This window comes from Cupriavidus sp. CER-90 (assembly GCF_057652055.1).
Genome location: NZ_JBYGYM010000001.1, coordinates 268,969 through 291,272, shown reverse-complemented (window position 1 = coordinate 291,272; position 22,304 = coordinate 268,969). Strand labels below are relative to the sequence as shown.

Sequence of the window (22,304 nt, the reverse complement as noted above, 5' to 3'; positions counted from 1 at the left end):
TATTAGCAATGCGCTAACATCGGGATGCAGCACGAGATCGAGTTCACCAGGGAGGCGACACAGCAGCTGCTGTCGATGCCCCGAAACGTCGCCCGCAACATCCGGGCCAAGGTAGGTCTGCTGGCAGCGGACCCTTATGCGCCAAACCAGAACGTACGCAAGCTGATGGGCCGGGACGCCTTTCGGCTACGCGTTGGCGACTGGCGGGTCTTGTACCGGATCGAAGCCGGGCAGCTGGTGGTCGTCGTGCTGACCGTCAAATCACGTGGGAGTGCATATCAATGACCGCGATACAGTTCATCCAGCGCGAAGGCAACCGCGAATATGCGATCGTTCCGATCGACCTCTGGGAGCGCGTCCAGCACCTGTTTGAAGCCATGGAAGATGTCCGGATGCACGACGCCGCCGTGGCCGCCGACGACGGCTTCCGGATTCCGGCTGCCGTGCTCGACGCCCTGCTGGCCGGCGACCATCCGATCAAGGCGTGGCGCGACCATCGCCGGCTGACCCAGGACGCGCTGGCCAGCACGGCCGGCGTCAGCAAGCCCTATCTGAGCCAGATCGAAAACCGCAAGCGCGACGGCAGCGTCGAAGTGCTGCGCGCCCTGGCCACCGCGCTGGCAGTGCCGCTGGACTTGCTGGTGGAAGACCCGCCCGCCTGAGCCCGCCCGGCCCGATTACCCGCGCTGCGGCAGCTTCCAGCCCGGACGGATGAAGTGACAGGTGTAGCCGTTGGGAATCCGCTCCAGGTAGTCCTGGTGCTCGGGCTCGGCCTCCCAGAACGGGCCGGCCGGGGCGATTTCCGTCACGACCTTGCCCGGCCACAAGCCAGACGCGTCAACGTCGGCCGCGGTCTGTTCGGCCACCTTCTTCTGTTCGTCGTCGAGGTAGAAGATCGCCGAACGGTAGCTGGTGCCGATATCGTTACCCTGGCGGTTCTTCGTCGTCGGGTCGTGGATCTGGAAGAAGAACTCAAGAATCTGGCGATAACTGATCTGCTTCGGGTCGAACACGATCTCGATGCCTTCGGCGTGCGTGCCGTGATGGCGGTAGGTGGCGTTGGGCACATCGCCCCCGGTGTAGCCAACGCGCGTGGTCAGCACGCCCGGGTAGCGGCGCAGCAGGTCCTGCATGCCCCAGAAGCAGCCGCCGGCCAGGATCGCGGTTTCGGTTTGTGTGGTCATCGTGATATTCCATCGCAATACATCGAGCCTCGTAATATACGCAACCCCCACGAAACGCGCTGACCCGCCATGACGTCTCCACCACACGCACACGGTGTCATCCAGACGCTGCGGCGCGAGATCGCCGCCTGCACCCATTGCGCCGCCGCGCTGCCCGCCGGGCCGCGCCCCGTGGTGCAGTTCAGCGGCACGTCGCGCATCGTGGTGATCGGCCAGGCGCCGGGTTCGCGGGTGCATGCCAGCGGCGTGCCGTTCGATGACCCGAGCGGCGACCGGCTGCGGGCGTGGATGGGCGTGACAAAGGACGAGTTCTATGACGCCGCGCGCGTCGCCATCATGCCGATGGGGTTTTGCTACCCCGGCAAGGGCAAGAGCGGCGACCTGCCGCCCCGGCGCGAATGCGCGCCGCTGTGGCATCAGCGCGTGCTGGCCTGCCTGCCCGACGACCGCCTGACCCTGCTGGTCGGCACCTATGCCCAGGCCGCCTATCTGCCGAAGCGGCCGGCGATGTCCAAGCGGTCGATGACTGAACTGGTAGCCGATTTCCTAAATTTCGGCCCGAATGTGTTTCCGCTGCCCCATCCATCGTGGCGCGTGGTGGCCTGGATGCGCCAGCACCCGTGGTTCGAGTCGTCGCTATTGCCCGCGCTGCAGGCCGCCGTGCGGGCACGGTTGTCGGGCTGAGGCCTCAGTCGTCGCGCATCCGCAGGGCGGCGAGCGTAAACGGCTTGGCCAGTACCGTGGTGGCCAGTGCCATCAGCAGCAGGCCGGAGAACGCCGGCGTGCTGATCAGCCGGTTTTCCAGCAGGATGGCCAGCACCACCACTTCCATCAGTCCCTTGGTCTGCGCCAGCGCGCCGGCGGCCCAGGCATCGCGCCGGCCCAGACCGGCCCATCGTGCCGGCAGCGCAGTGCCGGCCATCTTGCCGGCCACGGCCACCACCGTCGTCACGGCAAAGACGATCAGCGCATCGGTCCCGGCCGTATTGAGGTCGGTCCGCAGTCCGGTCATCAGGAAGAAGAACGGCATCAGCACCACCACGGTGGTGGGCTCCAGCTGCTTGCCGATATCGGCGGCCAGTTGGCGCGGCAGCACCACGCCGGCCAGGAACCCGCCCAGGATGTAATGCAGGCCGATCTGTTCCGATATACAGGCCGATGCAAAGATCAGCACCACTACCGCCGCCAGCCGCGCATCGTGCCCGCGCATGGCGGGCAGCCATCGCGCCAGCAACGGCCGCACCAGCACGAACATCACGGCCAGATAGACGGCGCCGCCGATCGCCAGCTTCAGCGGCTGGGCGGCGGCCTGGCCGGTGCTGGCCAGGATGCAGGACAGCACGATCCAGATCGCCGCATCGCTGAATGCCGAACAGGCCAGCGCGAGGCGTCCGGCCGTGGAATCGGTCAGCTTCATCTCGCGCAGGATGGCGCCGAGCACCGGCAACGCCGTAACCGCCATGGACACCCCCACGGCAATGGCGAATTGCCAGGGGGTGGCCGCCTCGCCCGCCAGCGTCGGGCGCCAGGCGCCGAGTACATAACCGGCACCCACCCCCAGGACAAATGGCAGCGCGACGCAGCCCGGCGCGGCCCACAGGGCGATCCGGCGCAGGCCCCGGGCCTCCGGGCCGCCAACGTGCAGCCCGGACAGGAACGCAAACAGCACCACCGCCAGCCATTGCAGCCCCGACAGCGCAGTGAGCTTCTGCGCGCCGAACAGCGCGTGCCAGTTGTCCGGCCAGAGCGCACCCAGTACCGACGGCCCGAGCACGATGCCTCCGGCGATCTGCATCACGACCAGGGGCACGATGCCGCCCATGCGCAGGCCGCGCCACAACACCAGCGGCACGCCGACGACCAGGCAAGCCTGGACGAAGAAAATGGAAGCGGGGTTCAGCGCGGACGGATTCATGGGGCGTCTTGGGTATGGCTTGATGCGTGGGGGGCGGCTGCCCGCTGGCGAAGCCGCGATGATACGGCAGTGCCGATATCAGCCCTCAACCGAGTGGCAGCGCGGTGCTGTAGAGCACCTGTTTCAGGGCAAAGCTCGACCGGATGCTGGCCACGCCCGGAATGCGCGTGATCTGGTCGATGATCAGCCGCTCCAGCGCCTCCACGTCGGGCACCACCACGCGCAACAGGTAATCGGCATCGCCCGACATCAGGTAGCACTCCATCACCTGCGGCAGCGCGCCGATCTTGCGCTCGAACGTATCGAGTGTCTCGCGTCGCTGTTTGTCCAGCGACACGGAGATAAACACCACCACCTTCAGGCCCAGCCGCCGGGCGTCGAGCAGCGTCACGCGGCGCGAGATCACGCCGATCTTTTCCAGGCGCTTCACGCGCGCCAGGCATGGCGATGGCGACAGATTGATGCGGCTGGCCAGTTCCACATTGGTCAGGCTGCCGTCGCGCTGCAATTCCCCGAGGATACGGATGTCAGTGGCGTCCAGATCGATGTCCAGCATGTTCGGCTTCCATAGTCGTGTTTGCCGGCATTCTATGCTGTATCTGGCCACCATGACAAAGTGATCCGGCCGATGCTGCGGCGCAATGAATCGTAGACTTCTGGACATTCGGCGAGTCATTCCGGTGGCTCCCTGGCCTGCTCCGACCCCACACGATTTCATGTCCGTCATTGCTCCCGCCGGCAGCGCCCGCTCTGCCGCCTTCAAGTCATTCCTGCCGTTGATCGGCGCCGTCATCATCTGGGGCGGCAACTGGCCCGTGATGAAATTCGGGCTGTCGCACGTCAGCCCGTTGTGGTTTGCCGCGCTGCGTTTCGGCTCGGCCGCGCTGATCAGCTTCGTCGTACTGGGCGCGCTCAAGCGGCTGCGCCTGCCGTCGCGCGAGGAATGGCCGCTGGTGTTCAGTGTCGGCTTGCTGCAGATGGCCGCCTTTACGGCGCTGGCGCTGTGGGCGCTGCAATATGTGGCGCCGGGACGCGCCTCGGTCGTGGCCTACGCCACGGCCATCTGGGTGATTCCGCTGTCGTCGCTGGTGCTGGGCGAACGGCCATCGCGCTGGCAATGGCTGGCCACCGGCTTCAGCTACGCCGGCATCGCCGTGATCGTCGCCCCGGCGCTGGGCGGCTGGGAACTGCACACGGTCATGGGTCTGACGATGCTGCTCGGGGCGTCGCTGGCGTGGTCGGTCAGCATCATCCATCTGCGGGCCCACCGCCATGTGCGGCTCGGTGCCGACATGATTCCGTGGGAATGCGCGGTGGCGACGGTGCCGCTGGTGCTGCTGGCCGTGTTGCGGGACGGGGCGCCCGACCTGGCCGCCATCGGTGAAATCTGGCCCGCCGTGCTGTACACCGGCCCGCTGGCGACTGCCCTGACGTTTATCGTGGTGCTTAACGTCACCCAGTCGCTGCCGCCGGCAGCCACGTCCATCGCCATGCTGGGCGTGCCGCTGCTGGGGCTGGTGCTGTCCGCCGTGGCCTGGCACGAACGGATTTCGGCAGATCTGTCGATTGGCCTTGGGTTGATCGCGCTGGGCGTGGTGACCACGGCGCTGGCGCCCCGGCTGGGCCGCCTGGCGTCGCGCGGATCGCTCTGACCGCGCCGCTCAGGGTTCGACCGAAAGCTCGCGCTTCAGCGTACGCAGCACGAACGTGGAATGGCTGTGCCGCAGGCCTGGCAGCTTGTAGAGCTTGTGGCGCAGGAATTCCTCATACCCCTCGGTTCCCGCCACGGCCACCTTGATCAGGTAGTCGTACTCGCCCGTCAGCAGATGGGCCTCCAGCACTTCTGGCAATTCGGCCAGCGCCTCGCCAAAGCGGTGCAGCATATCGTCGTCGTGCCGGTCCAGTGTGACCTCGATCAGCACGGTATCGGGCAGCCCCAGCGCCTTCTGGTTCAGCAGCGCCGCGTAGCCGCCAATCACCCCGGCGTCCTCCAGCGCCTTGACCCGGTTCCAGCAGGGCGTGGCGGACAACCCCACCCGCTCGGCCAGCTTGGCGTTGGAGATCCGCCCATCGCGGCGCAGTTCGCGCAGGATGCGGCGGTCGATGTCGTCGAGTTTGGGAACGTTTGTCACGGCAATCCGATGATGGAGGATGAATTCACCGCAATTTTACTTCAAGGCGGAGGATTCTTCTTCATACTGAAGCGGATCTAGGAAATTTCAGAAGCCAATTTTGCGGCATGGCTGGTAAATTTACCGGACTCCTTGCGAATCACATCGCATCCTGCAATGCCCCACCCGGAACCCGCCATGCCTGCCCTTGATCTTGCCCTGCGACTCGACCGCTCCGCGCTGAGCGACACCTTCGGCAGTCTGGAATGGGTGCTGGCCAATGCCCGTCGCACCGGGCTGTCGCTCCAGCAGATGTCGTTCGATGCCGGCCGCGCCAACGTCGCGCGCCTGGTCTGCCGGGCCGATACGGTGGAGTTGCTGGAGCTATTCGTGCGGCGCGTGGCCCATGGCGTGGACCTGGAAATCGTTGACGTCGCGTTCACGGGCGAACAGGAAACCCTGGACGAACCCGAGGCGCTGGCGGCCTGATTACGCTGGGCGGGGGATATCGTCCAGCACTTCGATGCCATCCAGTTCCGCCGCACAGGTCTCGCGCACGATCGATACAAAGTCGTCCACATATGGCCGATCGGCCATGGCCGACGGCAGCACCGCATAGAGTTCGCTCCACAGCCCCCTGGGCCCGATGCGCTTGGCCAGCACGTAGTCGTGGTCGACGTAGTTCTTGACGCCCCAGTTGGGCAGCGCCGCCACGCCGCGCCGGCTGGCCACCAGCTGCAGCACCGCCACGGTCAATTCGGCCGTGCGCCGTTCAAGCTGGATGCCGGCTGGCTCCAGCACTTCGCGGATCAGGTCGATCCGCTGTTCCGGCACCGGATAGGTAATCAGCGTTTCGCCAGCCAGGTCTGCCGCCTCGATGCGCCGCTTGTTGCGCAGGCGGTGTTCGTTGGCAATCACCGCCAGGATCTCGAAGCGGAACAGCGGGGCAACGGTCAGCCCGCGCCGGGCCGGCGGCTTCGAGCCGATCACCATATCGGCCTTGCCTTGCGCCAGCAGCCCCAGCGGATCGGCGTGGAAACCGGCCACCAGATCGATTTCCACTTCCGGCCAACGGCGCCGGAATTCGTCCATGACCGGCATCAGCCAGTCAAAGCAGGTATGGCATTCCAGCACCACGCGCAATTCCCCGCGGGTATCGCTCTTCAGGCGTAGCAGGTCGCGCTCGGCGGCGCTGATGGCCGCCAGCGTTTCGCGCGCCAGCGTCAGCAGCCGCTCCCCGGCCGGCGTAAAACGCAAGCCCTGGCGCGTGCGATCGAACAGCGCCATGCCGTAGTGCGCCTCGATGGCCTTGATCTGATGGGACAGCGCCGACTGGCTCACGTGCACCCGCTCGGCCGCCGTTGCCAGCTTGCCCGAGTCCGCAATCGCCACCAGCGACCGGAAATGACGGACTTCAATCATCGCGGGCCATCCCCGTCGTCGAACCAGTTAGTTGAATGAAATTCATACTTTGTTTAAAACATCTCGCTTGATTCATTCTAGCCGGGAACTGACACTGTGCGCCAGATCAGACATCACTGGAGCACCGCATGGCACGTACACACATTTTGGGATTTCCGCGCATTGGCGCCCGACGGGAACTGAAGTTTGCGCAAGAGGCGTTCTGGCGCGGCGAAACATCGGAAGCGGCGCTGCGCGAGGTGGGTGCCACGCTGCGCGGCCGTCACTGGCAGTTGCAGGCCGATGCCGGGCTGGCCACGGTGGCGGCCGGCGACTTTGCCTGGTACGACCAGATGCTGGGCCTGACCACGCTGCTGGGCGCCCTGCCCAAACGCTTCGGGTTCGATCCGGCCGCGCTGACGCTGGCGCAGTACTACGAACTGGCGCGCGGCAATGCGGCCCAGCCGGCCATGGAAATGACCAAGTGGTTCGATACCAACTACCACTACATCGTGCCGGAGCTCGACGCCGACAGTACTTTCGACGGCGGTGCCAACTGGTATTTCGACGAGATTGATGAGGCGCTGACGCTGGGCCTGTCCACGCGGCCGGTGCTGATCGGCCCGGTCACGTATCTGTGGCTGTCCAAGTCGCACGCGGCCGGCTTCGACCGGCTGAGTCTGCTACCCAAGGTGGTGCAAGCCTACCGGCGCATCCTGTCCCAGTTGCAGGCGCGTGGCATCGAGTGGGTACAGATCGACGAACCCGCGCTGTGCCTGGACCTGCCGCCGCAATGGCTCGATGCCTATGACCAGGCCTACCCGGCGCTGGCCGATACCGGCGTGAAGCTGCTGCTGGCCACCTATTTCGACACCGCCGCCGATCATGCCGCCCGCGTCGCCGCGCTGCCGGTGCACGGTTTTCATATCGATCTGGTGCGGGCACCCCAGCAATTGGCAGCCTGGCAGGCCGTGCTGCCAAGCAGCGCCGTGCTGTCGGTGGGCGTGATCGACGGCCGCAATATCTGGCGCACCGACCTGCGCAAGGCGCTCGATGCCGTCGCGCCGCTGCATGCCCAACTGGGCGATCGCCTCTGGCTGGCGCCTTCGTGCTCACTGCTGCATGTGCCGGTATCGCTCGATGCCGAAACCCGCCTCGACCCGGAACTGAAAGCGTGGCTGGCGTTTGCCACCGAAAAGCTGGACGAACTGCGTACCCTGGCCCTGGCGCTGAACCTTGGCGAATCGGCGGTGGCCGGGCAGCTTGCCGCATCCGATGCCGCGCAGGCCGCGCGCCGCACGTCGCGCCGCGTGGTCAACCAGCAGGTGCAGAAGCGGCTGGCAGCCGTGACCGCCGACATGGCCGAACGCGACAGCCCGTTCGATGTGCGCATCGTCCGCCAGCGCGACGCGCTGAAGCTGCCCGCGCTGCCCACCACGACGATCGGCTCGTTCCCGCAGACACCCGCCATTCGCCAGACCCGGGCCGCCTTCAAGCGCGGCGACATCGGCGCGCTGGACTACCTGGACCGCATGCGCGCCGAAATCGAACTCGCGGTGCGCAAGCAGGAGGCGCTGGGCCTGGACGTGCTGGTCCATGGCGAAGCCGAGCGCAACGATATGGTCGAGTATTTCGGCGAACAGCTATGCGGCTACGCATTCACCGAGAACGGCTGGGTGCAGAGCTACGGCTCGCGCTGCGTGAAGCCGCCGGTGATCTTTGGCGATGTGTACCGTCCCGAGCCGATGACCGTGGATACGGCCCGCTTTGCGCAGTCGCTGACCGACAAGCCGATGAAGGGCATGCTGACCGGCCCCGTGACGATGCTGCAATGGTCGTTCGTGCGCGACGACCAGCCGCGCGCCGTGACCACGCGCCAGCTGGCGCTGGCCATCCGCGACGAGGTGTGCGACCTGGAGGCCGCCGGCATCCGCGTGATCCAGATCGACGAACCCGCGCTGCGCGAAGGGCTGCCGCTGCGCCGGGGCGACTGGGCCGCCTACCTGGACTGGGCTGTCAGCGCCTTCCGCCTGTCGGCCTCCGGCGTGGGCGACGAAACGCAGATCCACACCCACATGTGCTATGCCGAGTTCAACGACATCCTGCCGGCCATCGCCGCCATGGATGCCGATGTGATCACAATCGAGACCTCGCGCTCGGCCATGGAACTGCTGGAAGGGTTTGGCGATTTCGACTATCCGAACGAGATCGGCCCCGGTGTCTACGACATCCACTCGCCGCGCGTGCCTTCCGTCGAGGCCATGACGCGCCTGCTGGAGCGGGCCTGCGAGGTGATCCCCCCGGAACGCCTGTGGGTCAACCCGGACTGCGGCCTGAAGACCCGTGGCTGGACCGAGACCGAGGCGGCCCTGGCGAATATGGTCAGCGCCACCCGGGCGCTGCGCCAGAAGCTGGCCGGCCACGCGCCGGCAAGCTGGAAGCGCGTGGTGCGGCCCGCCGCCACGGCCAAGCCCGCCCCGCATGGGCATGGCGAGGCATGCGGACCGTCGTGCGTGGGGCAGGCCAGTGCGTAAGGTCATGAGTTGAACGGTCATGCGCTGAACGCCTGAGCTTATGCGCTGGAGCGCACGTTGCGTCGCTGTGTCGCATGGCGGCGCCGCGTGCGGCTCCGTATCCTTTCGGTCGAGCCAAACAAGAAAATTGCGATGTCGCGTCGGCATCCGGCGTGATCTTCGACCCAGAGGAATGAAACGAGCCACACCCTGGCGCCGCGTTGCGGTGCTTCCTGCCGCCGCGCTCTCGAGCGCGGCCTTCGCCCAATCGGCAACCGTCACCAGCCCGGATGCCGCCGCTGTCCCTACTCTGCCCACCGTTACCGCCACGGCTGCCGCCGTCGGGTCGCTGACCGCGCCCGGCCTGGCCCAGCAGCGGCAGTCGCTGTTCCAGTCGGCGGGATCGGTCGGCTTTGTCGACGCGCAATCGTTCACCAATACCTATGCCTACGACCTGCGCGATGTCCTGAAGGATTCGCCCGGCGTGTACGTGCAGGAACGCTACGGCCAGGAACTGCGCCTGTCGATTCGCGGCTCGGGCGTGGCGCGTGGCTACCACACACGAGGCATCGAGATCCTGCAGGACGGCGTACCGACGAACTTTGCCGACGGCAGCGGTGATTTCTACCAGATCGATCCGCTGGCACTGACGGCCGCCGAGGTCTACAAGGGCGGCAACGGCCTGGCGTATGGCAGCACCACGCTGGGCGGCGCGGTCAATTTCACCACGCCGACGGCGCTGACCGCCGAATCCCGGAACATGGTGCGCGTGGACGGCGGCAGCTTCGGCACGATACGCGGCAGCGGCCAGGTATCGCGCCAGATCGGCCAGTGGGACTTCCTGGCCAATGCCACGGTCAGCCATGCCGAAGGCTGGCGCAATCACGAGCGCGGCCAGTACGAGCAGATCAACGCCAACGTCGGCTATCGCTTCAGCCCGGCGGTGGAAACGCGGTTCTACTTCGGCGCCTATATCGTCGACCAGCTGCTGCCCGGCGCGCTGACGCTGAACCAGGCGCTGACCACGCCGCGCATGGCATCGGCCAGTGCGCTGGCGGGCGACCAGGCGCGCAATACCCGCACCGAGCGCGTGGCCAACGTCACGAGCATCAAGCTCGATAACGGCCAGATCGACCTGACCACCTGGGGCATCCACAAGAGCCTGTACCACCCGATCTTCCAGGTCGTGGATCAGGACAGCTGGACCTACGGCTTTGCGCCGCGCTACACGGGCAACTTCACGCTGGGCGGCCTGCGCAACCAGCTTATCGCCGGGGCGCGCTTCTTCGGCGGCAACAACGACGCGCGGCAGTACGTCAATGTCAACGGCAATCGCGGCGCCCAGACGCTGAACGCGAAGCAGGACGCGTACAACTACGAGGCCTACCTGGAAGACCGCCTGTACGTGCTGCCCACCGTGGCGCTGATGGCGGGCGCCAAGGCCTACCGCAACCGGCGCGAATACACCGACTACGGCGGCCTGCCGGCCAACCCGACAGCCAAGTCCGATGGCGCGACGTTCAGTGGCGTCAATCCGAAATTCGGCGTGCTGTGGGAGCCGAAGCCCGACATCCAGGCGTTTATCGACATCACGCGCAGCGCCGACGTCCCGGACTTTACCGACCTGAGCCAGACCATCGGCGCCACGCAGCAATTCGTGCCGCTGGCGGCCCAGCACGGCTGGACGCTGGAACTGGGCACGCGCGGCAAATGGGACCGCTTTGCGTGGGATGTCACGGCGTACCGTTCGCTCCTGCGCGACCAGCTGCTGCAATACACGGTGAGTGCCGATATTCCGGCATCGACCTTCAACGCCAACAAGACGGTGCTGCAGGGCGTGGAACTGGGCGCCAGCGCCGACGTGTTGCGCGATATCGTCGGCAAGGGCGACAAGTTCACCGTATCGCAGATCTGGAACTACAGCGATTTCCGCTTCGACAACGATCCCGTGTACGGCAACAACCGCATCGCCGGGGTGCCGAAGCACGTGCTGCGCACCACGCTGGCCTATCGCCGCAACAGCCGCCTGCGCGTGGCGGGCACGATCGACTGGGTGCCGACCGGCGCCTACGTGGACTACGCCAATACGCTCAAGGTGCCGTCGTATGTGCTGTTCGGCATCGAGGCCAGCTACGAGTTCGAGCGCGGCGTGACGCTGTTCCTCGACGCCCGCAACCTGGCCGACAAGCGTTACATCAGTGATTTCAGTACCGTCACCGATGCACGCACGGCCAACACCGCCGTGTTCTATCCGGGCGTCGGCCGCGCGTTCTACGCCGGGGTGAAATACCGGTTCTAGGCGCACGCCTGCGGCCGGTGCCTCCAAAACGAAAAACCCTTCCAGACCGGAAGGGTTTATTGCAGGCTCGCGCCGCAGGCAGCGCTCAGTTCACGCGTTGCACGGGCGGCGGCATCCACTTGCCGTCGAGCAGGGCTTGCTCCGGCCAGTACGCCCGCAGCATCAGGCTGAAGGCATCGGGCGGTGCGGGCAGCCAGTTCGTCACCTGGCTGGCAGGGGGGCGTTCGTACTGGATATAGATATCGAGCGAGCCATCGCGGTTGTAGCGCAGGCGGTCGCGGCTGCCAATGCTGTAACGCTGCAGCGCATTGTCGGCAAAGGCCTGCTTGTCGTTGTAGGCGCTCAGCGACCAGAAGGCCTTGGCCGGCGGGAGCTGGCCCTTGTCGAAATGCAGCACATAGCGGCTGCCGCCATCGAACGGACGACCCGACGCGTCAGCGCGGGCAACCGGGTAGACCGCATCCTCCGCCAGGTTGGCGCCCAGCCCGTACATCGCCACCGCGGCGCGGCGGTCGAAATCGGCACCGTACACGCCGGTGTCGCGCTGCAGTCGCCAGCCCGTGTTGCCCGCCGCGCTCTTGCGGCCGTTGGCGGCGATGGTGGCCAGCGCGGCGGTGGCGCCCTCCTGCACGGCGCGCGCCGTGGACGGTTCCAGCACCGTTGTCTTGAACGGTTCGCCGGCCTTGACGCCCATGCGCTGCATCTTCTCGAGCATCGACACGTCATCGGGCCCGGGCGGGTTTTGCGGCAACAGCGCGGCCATGCGGCTGAAGAACGCCTGGGCGTCCATCGCCGCCACTTGTTCGGCCGGCGGCGTTTCGGTATCGATCATTCCTGCGCGCGGCGTGGCCGGCGGCGTCGTGCGGATGCCCTTGCGCCAGGCCGACAGCGGCACCAGGCGGAACTGGTCCTGCAGGCGGTGGACATTGGCGTAGTCCGCCTTGCCGTTGGTCTGGATGCGGCCGATCAGCCAGACCATGCTGGTCGGGGCACGGATTTCCGTCACGCCCTTGGGCAGCGTGCCTTCCCAGTCGGGGCCTACGATCGCAAACGCGCCGCGCCGCGTGCCCGTGGTGCGCTTGCCCGGCGACGCGAACACATTGGTCCAGGCATCGAGCATCTGCATGACGTAATAGCGGCCCGCCGTATCGGGCACGGCCAGCACCACCGGTTCCCTGGACACGTCCACCCAGGCGGTGGAGTACAGCGTATCCGCGTTCGGGCTCACCACGGTGGTGTAGGTGGCATCGGGGAACGCGCGGCTATGGTTGAACGTGTTGACCGGGGTCTTGGCCGTCATCACCTCGCGCGTGACATCCATCAGCACGAGCGGATAGCCATACGTAAACACTTCGGCGGACAGCGCCTTCATCGCCCGATCCGACGGCGGCTGTTCCGCGGCCGGTATGACCGGCGCGGGTGGCGGCGCGGATGCGCAGGCAGAAAGGAAGGCGGCAAGCGCGACCACGCTTGCCAGTTGGCGTATCGTTCGGTTCATGACCCCGTTTCCCAGTATGGTGGCGGCCTTCCGGGGAATGTGCACGACGGGTCCGGGGGGGACGCGTGTAGCTCCGGAGGCGCATCTGTTCCGGACGAATGATGTGCCCGCGACTCGGCCACTGTCAATGATTCCGGGGCGCGGCTCCGGGCGATACCGAACACTGACCCGAATGGGTATGGGGGTGGGATGAGCTTTGTGAGCGAGACGTCACGCCTGCTCGGGTGGGGCCTGCTCGGGTGGGGCCTATGTACCGGCCCCAAATGACGAAGGGCCTCCATTGCTGGAGGCCCTTCCAATAGGTGGCGCGGCTGGCAGGATTCGAACCCACGACCCCTTGGTTCGTAGCCAAGTACTCTATCCAACTGAGCTACAGCCGCACGCGAGGGACGCATTGTATCGCAATTCACCTTCCGCGCAAGCCCTTTGTGAAAATTATTTCGCAGACTGCGCACGACGCTGCCATCTCTGTTTACCAGCGATATCTGGCACCCACTGTGCCGCCCGCATTGCGTCCGGCGCGCGCCTTCATCCAGAGCCGCAGGCCCGTGGTGGAACTGCTATGCGCGCCGATATTGAACGAGAACAGGCCGCGCAGCAGATCGGTATCGATACGTGTGCCATTGATGTTGATGGTTTTCGCCCGGTTGTCCTGCCACCAGTCGGCCTCGACGAACGGATAGACACCGCTCAGCCGCGTCGGCTTGGAGCCGTAGAGCCGCACGGCCAGCCCCGTGGCACTGACCTCGCCGGGCGGCGCATCCCAGTTACTGGGCACGGGCGCCATGCCTGGCCGATAGGCCATTTCCACCCGCGATTGCAGCGTCAGGCCCATGCCGCTGCGCGACAACGGCGCGTCGAGCGCCACGGCCATGCTGCGCGCACGGCTGTCGACAAGGCCTGTGGCGGTCGTCGCATCTTCAACGTGGACGAGCGGCGTCCGGGGCGTACTGTTGAATCGCTCCACGACGCGATCGATGCTGGCCAGATTGATGGCGATAGGCTCGGCCTCGGGCACGGATTCCGGCGACGTCCGCGATGCATGGACGGGGATCGGCAGGTCGGGGTCGTCGTTGCCGATCACCATGCGCGGCGGCACGACCGACAGCGCGGTGTCTTCCGGCATGGCTGGTGGTGCGGCCTGGTCGGGCGGCGGTGTATCCGGGGCGCGCGCGTCCTGCACGAACTGCAGTGCATCACGCCCTGACATGCCGTCGAGGGACTCCTCGGCATGAACCACGGCGCAGGCCAGCAGCGCAAGTACGAAACACAGGGGGAGACCGGGGTGCCCCGCATGCAGGCGGGCGACATGCGCCCTGCCAGACAACCGTCCGGCACGCTCCTCTCTCCCGCACATCAACTGTACGGACATGGCAACCACCTCGTCGGGCGTTGTATGGACCATGCCCGATCAGCTTGAGCATAGGTCAAAGGCCGCGCGATGGTTAGAGGCGAATGTGGGGTGTGCCGCCCGCTAAAAGGCGGAGAGCGCGGCTGAGAGAGATGATGTCGGACGAGCCGGGCAACTCGCCAAATTCACGAGAGGCTGCGGAAATGAAAAAGCCCTGCTCGTTGAGCAGGGCTTTCAAATATTGGTGCCCAGAAGAGGACTCGGTCACCCGTGCGCGACCCCGGCTCGCGCCTGCAGGCGCAAGCTTTTCGAGTCCCCGCGGGCAGTCCGCAGGGACTGCCCTTTCTGGGCCGGAAATGAAAAAGCCCTGCTCGTTGAGCAGGGCTTTCGAATTGGTGCCCAGAAGAGGACTCGAACCTCCACAGTGTTGCCACCGCTAGGACCTGAACCTAGTGCGTCTACCAATTCCGCCATCTGGGCTTCGTTTCACTGCATTGCTGCGGCGATGCGAAGAACGTGATTATGCTGAGTGACACGCATCCTGTCAACACCCCTCTCGCAGAAACTTCAAAAAACCTGGCCGCGATGTAGCCCGAAGTCGACTTCGGCGGGCCGGCCGGGCAGCGACAGCGTGGCGGTGGCCGGCGCGGTGCGCGCGACGACCTTGCCCGCCCGCATCACCAGCAGCCGCGTGGCCCGCAGCCGGATGGCCTCGACCGGATCGTGCGCCTGCAGCAGCACCAGGTCTGCGCGGCAGCCGGGGGCCACGCCGTAGCCGTCCAGCCCCAGGATGGTCGCTGGCGTTTCGGTCACGGCCCGGAAGCAGGCGCGCATCGCGTCCTGCCCCGTCATCTGGGCCACGTGCAGCCCCATGTGCGCCACCTCGAGCATGTCGCCGGAGCCCAGGCCGTACCAGGGGTCCATCACGCAATCGTGGCCGAACGCCACGGGGATACCGGCGGCCAGCAGCTCGGGCACCCGGGTCATGCCGCGACGTTTCGGATAGGTGTCGTGCCGGCCCTGCAGCGTGATGTTGATCAGCGGATTGGCGATGGCGGCCACGCCCGCCTCGCGCATCAGCGGCAGCAGCTTCGACACGTAGTAGTTGTCCATCGAGTGCATCGACGTCAGGTGCGACCCCGTAACCCGACCCTGCAGCCCCAGCCGCACCGATTCGCTGGCCAGCGTCTCGATATGGCGCGACATCGGGTCGTCGCTTTCGTCGCAGTGCATGTCCACACGCAGGCCCCGCTCGGCAGCCTCTTCGCACAGCAGCTTCACCGACGCGGCGCCGTCGGCCATGGTCCGCTCGAAATGCGGAATGCCGCCGACCACGTCCACGCCCATGTCCAGCGCGCGCCGCAGGTTGTCGAGCGCGCCGGGCGCGCGCAGTACGCCGTCCTGCGGAAACGCCACCAGTTGAAGGTCGAGGTACGGCTTCACGCGGTCGCGCACGTGCAGCAGCGCCTCGGTCGCCAGCAGGCGCGGATCGCAGACGTCCACGTGCGACCGGATCGCCAGCAGCCCCTTGGCCACGGCCCAGTCGCAATAGGCCAGCGCGCGTTCGACAATGGCGTCCTGCGTCAGCAGCGGCTTGAGCTCCCCCCACAGCGCGATGCCCTCCAGCAGCGTGCCGGACTGGTTCACGCGCGGCAGGCCATACGACAGCGTGGAATCCATATGGAAATGGGCATCGACGAACGGTGGCGACACCAGCTGGCCCGCCGCATCGATTTCGTCGCCTGCCGTGGCGGCCAGCCGGGGCTCGACAGCCGCGATCCGGCCGGCGGAAATGCCGATGTCGACGTCGGTACGGCCATCGGGCAGGTTGCAGTGACGCAGGATGGTATCGAACATGGGATTCTCTTTCCGGAAAGTTCAGCGTTCGCCCTTGCGGTACGGCTTCATCAGCGCCTGCGGATAGGCCGCGCGGCGCGCCACCAGCACCAGCGCAAGGATCGACAGAATATAAGGCAGCATCAGGTAGACCTGGTACGGCAGCGCCGGCAGGCCAGGCAGGCTGGCCCCACCCTGTTGCAGCCGCAGTTGCAGCGCATCGAAAGCCGCGAACAGCAGCGCGCCCAGGAGTGCCCGCCCCGGCCGCCAGGACGCGAACACCACCAGCGCCACGCAGATCCAGCCCCGGCCATTGATCATGTTGAAGAAGAAGGCATTGAAGGCCGACAGCGTCAGAAACGCGCCTCCCACAGCCATCAACGCCGACCCGGCCATGATCGCTCCGATCCGCACCGCCCCCACGCGGATGCCCTGCCCCTCGGCGGCGGCGGGGTTCTCGCCGACCATGCGCAGCGCCAGCCCCAGCGGTGTGCGATAGAGCAGCCAGGCCAGCAGCGGCGCCATCAGCAGCGCCAGCAGCGTCAGCGCCGTTTCGGCCGCCATCACCGTGCCGACCACCGGCACGTCGGCCCACCATGTCATCGGCGCGAACGGCGTGATCGTCGGCGGGGTCGAGACCTGGGCAAAGCCCAGCCGGTAGGCGTAGTACGACACGCTGGTGGCCAGCATGGTCACGCCCAGACCCGCCACGTGCTGCGACAGCGCCAGCGAGACCGTCAGCCAGCCATGCAGCAGCCCGAACGCCAGCCCCACCCCGGCCGCCGCCGCCACGCCGCCCCACAGCGGCACCCCGTGGTACACGGCCAGCCAGCCGGAAAAAGCCCCGGCCACCATGATGCCTTCGATGCCCAGGTTCAGCACCCCGGCGCGTTCGCACAGCAGCACGCCCAGCGTGCCGAAGATCAGCGGCGTGGCCACGCGCAGCACGGCAATCCAGAACGGGGCGCCGGCAACGATATCGAACAGTTCCATCAGGCCACCTTCCCGATCCGGTCGAAACGCACGCGATAGCGCGCAAGCATGGTCGCCACGAGCATGGACAGCAGCGCCACCGCCACGATGACATCGGCAATCGTGTTGGGCACGCCAACGGCCCGGCTCATGCCGTCCGCGCCCACCAGGATGCCCGCCACGAAGATGGCCGATGCCACCACGCCCACCGGATGCAGGCCCGCCAGCATGGCGATCACCACGCCCGTATAGCCGTACCCCGGCGACATGTCGAGCGTGAGATAGCCTGTGCGCCCGGCCACCTCCACCACGCCGGCCAGCCCCGCCAGCGCGCCGGACAGGGCCGCCGCCAGCAGTGTCACGCGCGTCACCGACATGCCGGCGAATGCCGCCGCGCGGGCATTGGCGCCCACGGCGCGCATCTGCAGCCCAAAGACCGTGAACCGGTTGATCGCCCACACCAGCAGCGCCAGGCCCACGGCGGCCAGCAGGCCGCTATGCGCGCGCGAGCGTTCCATCAGCCGGCCCAGTTCCAGTTCCGGCACCAGCGCGACGGACTGCGGCCAGCCCATCGCCAGCGGGTCCTTCATCGGCCCGTCGAGCATCAGCGAGACGCCCAGCAGCACGATGAAATTGAGCAGCAGCGTGGTGACCACTTCATCCACGCCCAGCCTGAGCTTGAGCAGCGCCGGCAGCAGCAGCAACAAGGCGCCGGCCAGCATGCCGGCCGCGACCATCAGGCCAAACAGCACGCCATGGGGCAACGACGCAGCCCATGGCGCTGCCGCGCCATCCACCTGTCCGCCCACGGCCACGGCGGCCAAAGCCCCCAGGTAAAGCTGGCCCTCGGCACCGATATTGAACAACCGCGTGCGGAACGCCACGGCCACGGCGAGGCCTGTCAGGATCAGCGGCGTGGCGCGGGTGAGCGTTTCGGACCACGCAAAGCGCGAACCAAAGCCGCCTTGCAGTAGCAGCAGGTAGGCCTTGCCGACAGGCGCGCCGGCCAGCGACACCAGCAGCGCACAGATCAGCAGCGTGACCACAATCGCGCCCACGGGCGCCATCACCAGGGCGGTACGCGACACCGCGGTCCGGGCTTCAAGCCGCATGGGCCACCTCCGCGTGCGTGTGGGCATCGTCGGCCCCGGCCATGGCCAGGCCCAGCGTGCCGAGCGTCCATGCCGGCGTGGCGCGGGCCGCGCTCAGCCGGCCGGCGTGGATGACGGCGATGCGGTCCGACAGCGCCATCAGTTCATCGAGATCTTCCGAAATCAGCAGCACGGCCGCGCCCCGCGCCGCGGCATCGAGCAACTGGCCGCGCACGTACGCCACCGCGCCGATGTCGAGGCCCCAGGTTGGCTGGCTGGCCACCACCAGCGCCGGCGCCTGCGCGCCGCGCACCGAGAACGCCCGGCCGAGAATCAGTTTCTGCATGTTGCCGCCAGACAACGTGCGCGTCGGCACGTCGATGCCGCCGCCGCGCACATCGAACCGGCTCGCCAGTTCGCCGGCAAAGCGCCGCGACGCCGCGCCACGGATCACGCCGCCCCGCACGAATGCCCGATTGCCAAGCTGCTCGATGATGACGTTCTCCCATACGGCCAGATCGCCCACCGCGCCTTCGGCATGCCGGTCTTCCGGAATGCGCGCCACGCCGGCCCCGATCCACCGCCGGGGCGATGCCGGCAACGCCGCGCCACAGACGCGGATGCGGCCCGCCGATGCCGCCACCACGCCGCTCATCAACTCGGCCAGCGCCACCTGTCCATTGCCGGAGACCCCGGCGATGCCGACGATCTCCCCGGCATGCAGGTCGAGCGTCACGTCCCGCAGGCCCTGCCGGCCGGCCACGGGCGCCACGCTGACCCGATCGAGCGCAGCGACAATCTCGCCGCCAGCCAGGCCGGCCTTGCGCGTGGGCATCTCCACGCGGCGCCCGACCATCAGTTCGGCCAGTTCCGCCTTGCCGGTGGTGTCCGCGCGGCGCTCCGCCACCAGCCGGCCGCCGCGCAGCACCGCCACCCGGTGCGAGACGCGCAGCACTTCGTCGAGCTTGTGGCTGATGAAGATCACCGACAGCCCTTCGGCGATCAGCTGCCCCAGCGTGGCAAACAGGCTGTCGGCCTCCTGCGGCGTCAGCACGGCCGTCGGCTCATCGAGAATCAGCACCCGCGCGCCGCGATAGAGCGCCTTGATGATCTCCACGCGCTGACGCTCGCCGACCGACAGCGACCCGACCCGTGCCTGCGGCTGCACCACCAGCCCGAAGCGCCGCGCCAGATCGTCGATACGCGCCCGCGCGGCGCCACGCTGCTGGCGCCAGCGCCAGAGCGGCTCGGTGCCAATCAGGATGTTGTCGAGCACCGACAGGTTGTCGGCCAGCGTGAAATGCTGATGGACCATGCCCACGCCGGCCGCCAGCGCCGCGCGCGGATTGCCGGGCGGCAGCGCCACGCCGTCCACCTCCACGCTGCCCGCGTCGGCGACGTAGTGCCCGAACAGGATATTGACCAGCGTGCTCTTGCCGGCGCCGTTTTCGCCGAGCAGGGCCAGCACTTCGCCACGATGCAGGTCCAGCGAGATATCGTCATTGGCCAGCAGCGGGCCAAACCGTTTGGTGATGTGCGAGAGCCGGAGCACCGGCGGTTCCTGGGGCATCGCGTTTCGGAAATCGGACAGAAGGAAATGAAGCGGCCCCGTCCAGCCGGACGGGGCCCTGTGCGCCCTGCGCCAGCGGCGTTACGGCGTCGATTTCGGCTCGGTCTCCACGACCTTCACCGTGAACTTGCCGTCGAGGATCGCCTTCTCCTTCGCCTTGACCCTGGCCATCACATCGGCCGGCACCTTGCCCTCGAAAGTGCCCAGCGGCGCCAGTTCCGCGCCCTTGAACTTCATCAGCGAATACTGGCCGTAGTCCTCGTTCTTGAACTGGCCGGCCTTGACCTTGGCCAGCGCGGCCGCGATGGTGGGCTCCATGTTCCAGAGCGCCGATGCGACCACCGTGGCCGGGTACTGCGGCTGGGTGTTGATCACGTTGCCGATGGCCAGCTTGCCGCGCTCCTTGGCGGCGTCCGACACACCAAAACGCTCGGCATAGAGCACGTCCGCGCCTTTGTCGATCATCGCGAACGCGGCTTCCTTGGCCTTGGGCGGGTCGAACCACGAGCCAATGAAGCTGACCGTGAACTTCACCTTCGGGTTCACCTCGCGGGCGCCCTCCATGAAGGCGTGCATCAGCCGGTTGACTTCGGGGATCGCGTAGCCGCCCACCATGCCGATGTGATTGGTCTTGGTCATGCCGCCCGCAATCATGCCGGTCAGGTACGACGGTTCCTGGATGTAGTTGTCGAACACCGAGAAGTTCGGGGCCTGCGGCTTGCCCGACGAGCCCATCAGGAAGGCCGTCTTCGGATAATCCTTGGCCACCTTGCGGGCCGCGCCTTCCACGGCGAACGACTCGCCGACGATCAGGCCGCTACCCTGCTCGGCGTACTGGCGCATCACGCGCTCGTAGTCGGCGTTCGACACGCTCTCCGAGAACACGTAGTCGATCTCGCCACGCGACTTGGCCTCGTTGAGCGCCTTGTGGATGCGCGACACCCACTGCTGCTCCACGGGCACCGTGTACACCGCGGCCACCTTGATCTTCGACTGCGCCTGCGCGCCAGCCGGCAGACCCATGGCCGCCAGCGCAGTGGCCACCGCTGCGGCTTTCAGCCAGGTGCGACGATCGCTTCCCTTGTGCATGACTTCACTCCCCTTTTTCTGCGTTGTGTGCGCCCATGGCGCGTGGTTGATGGTGGTGATGGCACGGAAGGCGCCCGGCTCAGGCGCGCTCCGGGTCGGAGTCGGGTGCCTGCAGCCCGCAGCCCCGCAGCAGCAAGGCCACCAGATGCTCGGTGGCGTGCTCGAAGTCGTCGGCGTCAAGCTGGCTCACGCCCAGCACGGCGCATACCTGCGCCTCGAAGTCGGCATAGGTCTGGGTGGCGGCCCAGATCGTGAAGAACAGGTGGTAAGGGTCCACCGGCGCCATCTGGCCGCCCTCGATCCACGCCCGGATCACCATGGCCTTGCGCGCCACCAGCTCGCGCAAGGCCTGGCGCAGGACGTTGCCGATCTCCGGCGCGCCGTGCAGCAGTTCGTTGGCGAACACGCGCGACGCGTCGGGATGGCTGGCCGACAGGCGCATCTTGGCGCGGATGTACTGCTCCAGCGCCAGCCGTGGCGAGTGCTCGGCGCTGATGATGTCGGTCTCGGACAGCCACAGCGTCAGCGTGTGCGCCAGCACCGCGCGATACAGCGCCTGCTTGGTCCGGAAGTAGTAGTGCAGGTTCGACTTGGGCACGCCCGCGCGGGCGGCAATATCGGCCATGGTGGCCCCGGCAAAGCCGGCCCGCGCGAAGACGTACTCGGCCGCGCGCACGATCAGCGCCTCGTTTTCCTGCCGGATGCGGCCGCCGGGCGGGCCGGGCCGGGGTTCGATGCCGCGCGCCGGCGACGGCGCGCGCGCCAGGGCATCCATCACTTTGTGCCGTAGAGCCGGTCGCCGGCATCGCCCAGGCCCGGCACGATGTAGCCGTGCTCGTTCAGCTCGCTGTCGATGGCGGCGGTGACGATGGCCACGTCGGGGTGGGCGGATTGCAGCGCGCGCAGCCCCGGACGCGAGGCGATCAGGCAGACGTACTTCATGGTGGTCACCCCGGCCTCCTTGAGCCGGTTGATCGCCGCGATGGCCGAGTTGCCGGTTGCCAGCATCGGGTCCACCACGATCACGAAACGCTCCTGGATATCCTCGGGCATCTTGAAGTAGTACTCGATCGGCTCCAGCGTCTCGGGGTCGCGATACAGGCCGATATGCCCCACGCGCGCCGCCGGCAGCAGGTCCAGCATGCCGTCCAGGAAGCCGTTGCCGGCCCGCAGGATCGACACCAGGCAGAGCTTCTTGCCCGACAGCACCGGCGACTGCATCGGCGCGATGGGCGTCTTGATGGCGATGGTCTCCATGGCCAGGTCGCGCGTGGCTTCGTAGGTCAGCAGCTGGCTGATCTCGCGCACCAGGCGGCGGAAGTTGTCGGTGGTGGTCTCCTCGCTGCGCACCAGCGTGACCTTGTGCTGGACCAGTGGATGGTTGACCACCATCACGGCGGGCGCCGCGCTGGCTTCCGTTTCGGCAAAGGCCTGGACGGCCGTGGGTACGTCCGACATGTCGTTCATGGTGCGC

General features: G+C 67.1%; 21 protein-coding genes and 2 tRNA genes. 7 read left to right on the top strand and 16 right to left on the bottom strand.

What is annotated here, in order from left to right; genetic code table 11:
- The first annotated feature begins 24 nt into the window (after positions 1-24).
- Positions 25-285 carry a type II toxin-antitoxin system RelE family toxin gene (locus AC24R4_RS01285; RefSeq protein ID WP_153949507.1) on the top strand — a complete coding sequence of 87 codons (261 nt, stop codon included), beginning with the start codon at positions 25-27 and terminating at the stop codon, positions 283-285.
- Positions 282-662, top strand: a complete 381-nt coding sequence (locus AC24R4_RS01280) for a helix-turn-helix domain-containing protein (RefSeq protein ID WP_487522006.1) — start codon at positions 282-284, stop codon at positions 660-662. The genes AC24R4_RS01285 and AC24R4_RS01280 overlap by 4 nt, the downstream gene beginning before the upstream one ends.
- Before the next feature lie 15 nt (positions 663-677).
- On the opposite strand, the gene msrA is transcribed toward AC24R4_RS01280, so the two are convergent.
- Positions 678-1,184 carry a peptide-methionine (S)-S-oxide reductase MsrA gene (gene msrA, locus AC24R4_RS01275; protein WP_400397599.1) on the bottom strand — a complete coding sequence of 169 codons (507 nt, stop codon included), beginning with the start codon at positions 1,182-1,184 and terminating at the stop codon, positions 678-680.
- Between the two features lie 69 nt (positions 1,185-1,253).
- Between msrA and AC24R4_RS01270 the strand changes: the two genes are divergently transcribed.
- Positions 1,254-1,868 (top strand): uracil-DNA glycosylase family protein, encoded by a 615-nt coding sequence (locus AC24R4_RS01270; protein ID WP_487522005.1) that lies wholly within the window; start codon positions 1,254-1,256, stop codon positions 1,866-1,868.
- A 4-nt stretch (positions 1,869-1,872) separates the two neighbouring features.
- On the opposite strand, the gene AC24R4_RS01265 is transcribed toward AC24R4_RS01270, so the two are convergent.
- Complete coding sequence (locus AC24R4_RS01265) at positions 1,873-3,099, bottom strand: cation:proton antiporter (protein WP_487522004.1); 1,227 nt, start codon at positions 3,097-3,099, stop codon at positions 1,873-1,875.
- 85 nt (positions 3,100-3,184) lie between these two features.
- Positions 3,185-3,655, bottom strand: a complete 471-nt coding sequence (locus AC24R4_RS01260; protein WP_066739987.1) for an Lrp/AsnC family transcriptional regulator — start codon at positions 3,653-3,655, stop codon at positions 3,185-3,187.
- A 160-nt stretch (positions 3,656-3,815) separates the two neighbouring features.
- On the opposite strand from AC24R4_RS01260, the gene AC24R4_RS01255 reads away from it, so the two are divergent.
- On the top strand, positions 3,816-4,751 hold the full coding sequence (locus AC24R4_RS01255; RefSeq protein WP_400396359.1) for a DMT family transporter: 936 nt from the start codon (positions 3,816-3,818) through the stop codon (positions 4,749-4,751).
- A 9-nt stretch (positions 4,752-4,760) separates the two neighbouring features.
- On the opposite strand, the gene AC24R4_RS01250 is transcribed toward AC24R4_RS01255, so the two are convergent.
- On the bottom strand, positions 4,761-5,231 hold the full coding sequence (locus AC24R4_RS01250) for an Lrp/AsnC family transcriptional regulator (protein ID WP_066740198.1): 471 nt from the start codon (positions 5,229-5,231) through the stop codon (positions 4,761-4,763).
- A 177-nt stretch (positions 5,232-5,408) separates the two neighbouring features.
- Here AC24R4_RS01250 and AC24R4_RS01245 point away from each other — a divergent pair, with 177 nt between their 5' ends.
- A complete protein-coding gene (locus AC24R4_RS01245; protein WP_487522003.1) occupies positions 5,409-5,699 on the top strand; it encodes an AsnC family transcriptional regulator in 291 nt (96 codons plus the stop codon).
- Here the strand turns inward: AC24R4_RS01245 and AC24R4_RS01240 are convergent, their stop codons facing one another.
- Positions 5,700-6,632, bottom strand: a complete 933-nt coding sequence (locus AC24R4_RS01240; RefSeq protein WP_487522002.1) for a LysR family transcriptional regulator — start codon at positions 6,630-6,632, stop codon at positions 5,700-5,702.
- Between the two features lie 128 nt (positions 6,633-6,760).
- Here AC24R4_RS01240 and metE point away from each other — a divergent pair, with 128 nt between their 5' ends.
- Together metE and AC24R4_RS01230 are read left to right on the top strand one after the other, a co-directional pair.
- Complete coding sequence (metE, locus tag AC24R4_RS01235) at positions 6,761-9,145, top strand: 5-methyltetrahydropteroyltriglutamate--homocysteine S-methyltransferase (RefSeq protein ID WP_487522001.1); 2,385 nt, start codon at positions 6,761-6,763, stop codon at positions 9,143-9,145.
- Between the two features lie 172 nt (positions 9,146-9,317).
- Positions 9,318-11,423, top strand: a complete 2,106-nt coding sequence (locus AC24R4_RS01230) for a TonB-dependent receptor family protein (RefSeq protein WP_400395262.1) — start codon at positions 9,318-9,320, stop codon at positions 11,421-11,423.
- 85 nt (positions 11,424-11,508) lie between these two features.
- On the opposite strand, the gene AC24R4_RS01225 is transcribed toward AC24R4_RS01230, so the two are convergent.
- From AC24R4_RS01225 to upp, 11 genes are all read right to left on the bottom strand, one after another.
- A complete protein-coding gene (locus tag AC24R4_RS01225; protein WP_400395264.1) occupies positions 11,509-12,921 on the bottom strand; it encodes a DUF1254 domain-containing protein in 1,413 nt (470 codons plus the stop codon).
- A 303-nt stretch (positions 12,922-13,224) separates the two neighbouring features.
- Positions 13,225-13,301 (bottom strand) — tRNA-Arg (locus tag AC24R4_RS01220).
- Between the two features lie 92 nt (positions 13,302-13,393).
- Entirely contained in the window at positions 13,394-14,131 is a 738-nt protein-coding gene (locus tag AC24R4_RS01215; protein WP_487522000.1) for a hypothetical protein, read from the bottom strand.
- Between the two features lie 534 nt (positions 14,132-14,665).
- Positions 14,666-14,752: transfer RNA gene (locus AC24R4_RS01210), tRNA-Leu, on the bottom strand.
- An 87-nt stretch (positions 14,753-14,839) separates the two neighbouring features.
- Positions 14,840-16,129, bottom strand: a complete 1,290-nt coding sequence (locus tag AC24R4_RS01205) for an amidohydrolase family protein (protein ID WP_400395799.1) — start codon at positions 16,127-16,129, stop codon at positions 14,840-14,842.
- A 21-nt stretch (positions 16,130-16,150) separates the two neighbouring features.
- Positions 16,151-17,104 (bottom strand): ABC transporter permease, encoded by a 954-nt coding sequence (locus AC24R4_RS01200; protein WP_400395802.1) that lies wholly within the window; start codon positions 17,102-17,104, stop codon positions 16,151-16,153.
- Positions 17,101-18,192, bottom strand: a complete 1,092-nt coding sequence (locus tag AC24R4_RS01195) for an ABC transporter permease (protein ID WP_400395800.1) — start codon at positions 18,190-18,192, stop codon at positions 17,101-17,103. Before AC24R4_RS01195 ends, AC24R4_RS01200 begins: the two co-directional genes overlap by 4 nt.
- Positions 18,182-19,741, bottom strand: a complete 1,560-nt coding sequence (locus AC24R4_RS01190) for an ABC transporter ATP-binding protein (protein WP_487521999.1) — start codon at positions 19,739-19,741, stop codon at positions 18,182-18,184. Before AC24R4_RS01190 ends, AC24R4_RS01195 begins: the two co-directional genes overlap by 11 nt.
- 81 nt (positions 19,742-19,822) lie before the next feature.
- The gene (locus AC24R4_RS01185; protein WP_228771054.1) at positions 19,823-20,764 is read right to left on the bottom strand and encodes a BMP family protein; all 942 of its coding nucleotides are present in this window, start codon (positions 20,762-20,764) and stop codon (positions 19,823-19,825) included.
- 145 nt (positions 20,765-20,909) lie between these two features.
- Positions 20,910-21,605, bottom strand: a complete 696-nt coding sequence (locus AC24R4_RS01180; RefSeq protein ID WP_400393804.1) for a TetR family transcriptional regulator C-terminal domain-containing protein — start codon at positions 21,603-21,605, stop codon at positions 20,910-20,912.
- Positions 21,605-22,297, bottom strand: coding sequence for a uracil phosphoribosyltransferase (gene upp, locus AC24R4_RS01175; protein ID WP_153949522.1), 693 nt, complete (start codon positions 22,295-22,297; stop codon positions 21,605-21,607). Before upp ends, AC24R4_RS01180 begins: the two co-directional genes overlap by 1 nt.
- Between the last annotated feature and the right edge of the window lie 7 nt (positions 22,298-22,304).

Bases quoted from the DNA above. Each gene is read 5' to 3' on its own strand.
- AC24R4_RS01180 (WP_400393804.1), bottom strand. From the start codon at position 21,605: ATGGATGCCCTGGCGCGCGCGCCGTCGCCGGCGCGCGGCATCGAACCC.
- AC24R4_RS01270 (WP_487522005.1), top strand. From the start codon at position 1,254: ATGACGTCTCCACCACACGCACACGGTGTCATCCAGACGCTGCGGCGC.
- AC24R4_RS01255 (WP_400396359.1), top strand. From the start codon at position 3,816: ATGTCCGTCATTGCTCCCGCCGGCAGCGCCCGCTCTGCCGCCTTCAAG.
- AC24R4_RS01190 (WP_487521999.1), bottom strand. From the start codon at position 19,741: ATGCCCCAGGAACCGCCGGTGCTCCGGCTCTCGCACATCACCAAACGG.
- upp (WP_153949522.1), bottom strand. From the start codon at position 22,297: ATGAACGACATGTCGGACGTACCCACGGCCGTCCAGGCCTTTGCCGAA.
- AC24R4_RS01225 (WP_400395264.1), bottom strand. From the start codon at position 12,921: ATGAACCGAACGATACGCCAACTGGCAAGCGTGGTCGCGCTTGCCGCC.
- AC24R4_RS01265 (WP_487522004.1), bottom strand. From the start codon at position 3,099: ATGAATCCGTCCGCGCTGAACCCCGCTTCCATTTTCTTCGTCCAGGCT.
- AC24R4_RS01195 (WP_400395800.1), bottom strand. From the start codon at position 18,192: ATGCGGCTTGAAGCCCGGACCGCGGTGTCGCGTACCGCCCTGGTGATG.
- AC24R4_RS01230 (WP_400395262.1), top strand. From the start codon at position 9,318: ATGAAACGAGCCACACCCTGGCGCCGCGTTGCGGTGCTTCCTGCCGCC.
- AC24R4_RS01240 (WP_487522002.1), bottom strand. From the start codon at position 6,632: ATGATTGAAGTCCGTCATTTCCGGTCGCTGGTGGCGATTGCGGACTCG.
- metE (WP_487522001.1), top strand. From the start codon at position 6,761: ATGGCACGTACACACATTTTGGGATTTCCGCGCATTGGCGCCCGACGG.
- AC24R4_RS01245 (WP_487522003.1), top strand. From the start codon at position 5,409: ATGCCTGCCCTTGATCTTGCCCTGCGACTCGACCGCTCCGCGCTGAGC.
- AC24R4_RS01205 (WP_400395799.1), bottom strand. From the start codon at position 16,129: ATGTTCGATACCATCCTGCGTCACTGCAACCTGCCCGATGGCCGTACC.
- AC24R4_RS01280 (WP_487522006.1), top strand. From the start codon at position 282: ATGACCGCGATACAGTTCATCCAGCGCGAAGGCAACCGCGAATATGCG.
- AC24R4_RS01285 (WP_153949507.1), top strand. From the start codon at position 25: ATGCAGCACGAGATCGAGTTCACCAGGGAGGCGACACAGCAGCTGCTG.
- AC24R4_RS01260 (WP_066739987.1), bottom strand. From the start codon at position 3,655: ATGCTGGACATCGATCTGGACGCCACTGACATCCGTATCCTCGGGGAA.
- AC24R4_RS01185 (WP_228771054.1), bottom strand. From the start codon at position 20,764: ATGGGTCTGCCGGCTGGCGCGCAGGCGCAGTCGAAGATCAAGGTGGCC.
- msrA (WP_400397599.1), bottom strand. From the start codon at position 1,184: ATGACCACACAAACCGAAACCGCGATCCTGGCCGGCGGCTGCTTCTGG.
- AC24R4_RS01215 (WP_487522000.1), bottom strand. From the start codon at position 14,131: ATGTCAGGGCGTGATGCACTGCAGTTCGTGCAGGACGCGCGCGCCCCG.